The sequence below is a fragment of the Mesorhizobium sp. P5_C1 genome (assembly GCF_054049815.1).
On record NZ_JBFULQ010000525.1, the window covers coordinates 1 to 3,762 of the forward strand.

General features: G+C 61.4%; 5 protein-coding genes and 1 pseudogene. 2 read left to right on the top strand and 4 right to left on the bottom strand.

Features of this window, described 5'->3' with window-relative positions:
* The 3 genes from ACXJ7R_RS27145 to ACXJ7R_RS27155 all read right to left on the bottom strand — a co-directional run.
* On the bottom strand, positions 1-996 hold a 996-nt coding region (locus ACXJ7R_RS27145), incomplete at its 3' end, for a sensor histidine kinase (protein ID WP_457154514.1).
* Between the two features lie 186 nt (positions 997-1,182).
* Positions 1,183-1,347: a DUF1328 domain-containing protein gene (locus tag ACXJ7R_RS27150; RefSeq protein WP_027031438.1), complete on the bottom strand. Its 165-nt coding sequence runs from the start codon at positions 1,345-1,347 to the stop codon at positions 1,183-1,185.
* 204 nt (positions 1,348-1,551) lie between these two features.
* Positions 1,552-2,346 carry a response regulator gene (locus ACXJ7R_RS27155; protein WP_457154515.1) on the bottom strand — a complete coding sequence of 265 codons (795 nt, stop codon included), beginning with the start codon at positions 2,344-2,346 and terminating at the stop codon, positions 1,552-1,554.
* A 224-nt stretch (positions 2,347-2,570) separates the two neighbouring features.
* Here ACXJ7R_RS27155 and ACXJ7R_RS27160 point away from each other — a divergent pair, with 224 nt between their 5' ends.
* On the top strand, positions 2,571-2,774 hold the full coding sequence (locus tag ACXJ7R_RS27160) for a NepR family anti-sigma factor (protein ID WP_095089301.1): 204 nt from the start codon (positions 2,571-2,573) through the stop codon (positions 2,772-2,774).
* 3 nt (positions 2,775-2,777) lie between these two features.
* Complete coding sequence (locus tag ACXJ7R_RS27165) at positions 2,778-3,329, top strand: sigma-70 family RNA polymerase sigma factor (RefSeq protein WP_095089299.1); 552 nt, start codon at positions 2,778-2,780, stop codon at positions 3,327-3,329.
* Between the two features lie 42 nt (positions 3,330-3,371).
* Here ACXJ7R_RS27165 and ACXJ7R_RS27170 read toward each other — a convergent pair.
* Positions 3,372-3,762, bottom strand: a pseudogene (locus ACXJ7R_RS27170) (response regulator); the annotation flags it as partial.

Genomic DNA, 3,762 nt, shown 5'->3' on the forward strand with positions numbered 1-3,762 from the left:
GCGGTATTCAAGGCGACCGGGCATCAGCTCCAGCGTCGCCGTTCCGTTCAGGGAGGCGGGCACGACCCGCTCGAGCGCGACACTGCCGAAGCGCTTCTCACTGTGCTCGACGTCGCTCGCCGGTATCGCTTCGGACCATGTCAGCGACAGCGCCAGGCCGCCGGCAGCAGCATTGAGATCGGCCGTAACGTCAACGAAGCCATCTGGACGTGAGAGAGCGCCATAGCTGACCGAGTTGACGGCGAGTTCATGCATGGCAAGGCCGATGTGCAGCGCGGCGTTGGGATTGAGATAGGGATTTGCGCCGCGGAAGCGCAGGCCGTGCGACGGATTCACCCCGTTGCGACTGACCTGGCCCGACACCAGCTCGCGAAGTGCGGCGCCGCGCCAATTTGAGGAGGTCACCAGATCCTGGGACGAGGCCAGCGACTGCAGCCGGCCGCGAAAGCGCGTCAGGAAATCAGCGATGCCATCGGAATAGCGCCCGGTCTGGGTGGCTATGCTTTGAATGATCGCCAGGAGGTTCTTCGAGCGATGACTGACTTCGCGCAACAGCGTCGTCAGGGTCTGCTCGCGGCGCTTCTGATCGGTCGTTTCGACCATGGTGGTGACGACACCTTGCACCGTTCCACCATCGCCATGGTCGGCGTCGACCCAGACCTGAAACCAGCGAAAGCCGTCCTCGGCGGGGACGCTGATTTCAAGGCGTTGCGGATTGCCGGATGCGATGACGTCACGCTTTGCCGCGCCGATGCGGTCGATCTGCGCCGCGGGCAGGATGCCGTTGCCGTCCGCGGTGTCGGAAACCCACGGCGCACGCATATTGCGCGCCCATACCGTTTTCAGCTCGCGATCCTGATAGAGAACGGAAATGCCGGCATTGTGCAGCGCGTGGAGAAGAGCCCGGCCAAGTTGCATGCCACTTTCGGCGGGATGCAGGGCGATGACTTCATCGCTTGGCACGTCGTCTTTCCTATCTCCGGCCCTGGAACGCATCGCCAATCTGTCCACCCAACTCAGGCTGAACGGCTCACCGCGGAATGGGTTCCAGAGGGCTTCCCGAAAAGCCGCCTCCAAAAGCGGTCCGCCGAGCGGTATCCGTTGAAGGATGCCGCCCGGCGGTGGCTGGAAACCGTTTGAGGGGTGCGGCTTCCAGTGTTCGCTCGGATGATCGTTCGGTCCTCACGCCCGTTTGAACAGGCCGGCAAGAAGCGAAATGACCAGGAAAGCGAGAAAGATGAAAAACAATATCTGCGCTATGCCGGCAGACGTGCCGGCGATGCCGCCGAAACCAAGCGCGCCGGCTATGATTGCCACGACGAGAAATACGAGCGCCCAGTAAAGCATGATCCATCTCCTTCGAATGGTGTGATGAAAACGTGGGTAGATGCGGTTTGTTCCACCATTTGCCGAAAAAGACGATGCTTGCCAATCGTTCCAGACAAGGGTGGCGCCGGGAATTCGCTGATGACGGGGTCCCGGCATGTCAAAGGCCGCCTGATGCATCGCATCAGACGGCCTTTTGATATCGCGTCGTGCCTGCCGCTGCCCCTAGGCGGCGGCTTTCGCCTGGCGATCGAAGAACAGCGCCTGGCTGATAAGAGCCTTAACCATGTCGGGGTTGAACGGCTTGGTGACCAGGAATGCCGGCTCGGGGCGTTCGCCGGTCAAAAGACGCTCGGGGAAGGCGGTGATGAAGATGACCGGCACCGACGTCGACGACAGGATCTCGTTCACGGCCTCGATGCCCGAGCTGCCGTCGGCAAGCTGGATGTCGGCAAGCACCATCTTGGGCCGCGTCTTGCCGAACATCGTCACCGCCTCGGCATGCGTGCGCGCCGTTCCGACGACGCGGTGACCGAGGCTCTCGACCATTTCCTCTATGTCCATAGCGATCAGCGGTTCATCCTCGATGATCAGCACGTCCGTTGCCACCTGGCGGGATATTTCGTTGCTTGCCTGGGCAAGCAGCTCTGAAAACTCCTGGTCGCCGGCATCGAGGATCTCGGCCGCCTCGTCTTCACTGAAACCTTCGACGGCGACCAGCAGGAAGGCCTGGCGGGGACGCGGCGCAATCGCGTTCAGATTGGCGGCGGCGCGCTGTTCCCATGGCGACTGCGCCTGCTCCTGCGGGACGCGGATAGCGACCGACGTGAACAGCTTGGCGAACACCTTGTAAAGCGCGATGCGGTCGCTCGAGGCCTCGGGAAAGATATCGATATCGGCGATGATGGCTTCCAGCATCGCGGCGACCAGCGCGTCGCCACTTTCCTGCGATCCGGAAACGGCCCGGGAGAAGCGGCGCAGGAACGGCAGATGTGGTGCGATGGTGGCTGATAAGCTCATGGTAAGACGTCTCCCTCAGAATGACGTGGTTGCATAGAGTGCAGGTCAAGCTGATTGCAAGCCCCGGTCAAACAACGCCGGTCTTGAGAAAAAGTTCCGACCTTGATGGAACTAACGCGCCGGGACGGCGTTTGAAGTTCGGACGGGCAACCAGACGAGGGGGCCGCTTGCGTTGTGTTGAGTAGTGTGATGAGCGGCTTGGGCGCTGGGAATACAAGGGCAAAATGAAGGATATGACGAAAGATATTCTGGCTGGCGTCGCGGGCAGGCGCCGGAACGGGTCCAGTGACGCACTCGGGCCGAATTCCGAAATCGGACGCAAACTCAAACAATATTACGATGAGCTGGTCTCTGACGATGTGCCGGATCGCTTTGCACAGTTGCTCAGTCAACTGGAACAGGCCGAACCCGCACAGAAGAAGGACTGAAGCATGGCAGCGGTCTCCCAAGGCTTCAAGACCGATCTGCTTGGGGCAATCCCGAGCTTGCGCGCCTTTGCCGTGTCGCTGACGCAAAATGCCGACAAGGCGGACGATCTCGTCCAGGAAACACTGGTCAAGGCCTGGGACAAGCATGAGAGCTTCCAGCCCGGCACCAATCTCAAGGCGTGGCTGTTCACCATCCTGCGCAATGAATTCTATTCGCAGATGCGCAAGCGCGGGCGCGAAGTGCAAGACAGCGACGGTATCATGACGGCCAGGCTTGCCGTTCATCCGGCCCAGCATGGCCAGCTCGACCTGAAGGATTTTCGCGGCGCCCTCGAGCAATTGCCGGAAGATCAGCGCGAAGCCATCATCCTCATCGGTGCGTCGGGCTTCTCCTACGAGGAGGCGGCCGAAATCTGCGGTTGCGCGGTCGGGACGATCAAGAGCCGGGTCAGCCGGGCCCGCACGCGCTTGCAGGAGATCCTGAAGATATCCGGCGAAGACGAGTATGGTCCGGATGCGATTTCGACTCAGGTCACGGGCTCGCCGGCCAACTGAGCTGCGATCGCAAGGTGCGATCCGCAGAAGTTGGATCGTGTCTCAGCCGGGAGAGCCCCGCCCGCAGGCCGCCGCCACCGCTTGCATGAGGTCCTCACCCGAATAGGGCTTGCCGACCAGCCTGACGCCCGGAAACGATGTCTTGATTTCATCGGGATCCGAATAGCCCGAGGCAAACACGAACGGCACGCCTGCCGCGCGTAGGCCCGATGCGAAATCGAGTGTCGAGGCGCCACCCAGCATAAGGTCGACAATGGCGGCGTCGAAGTGCGTGGCGATTTGTCGATCGTCGATCTCGGCCAGATCGCGGGCGATCACCACCTCGCCCGCACCATGATCGCGGCAAAGCTGCTCGACATCCATGGCGATGAGAAACTCATCCTCCAGGACCAGAATCCGCAATCCATCAAGCAAAGGGGACACAGGCAAGGGC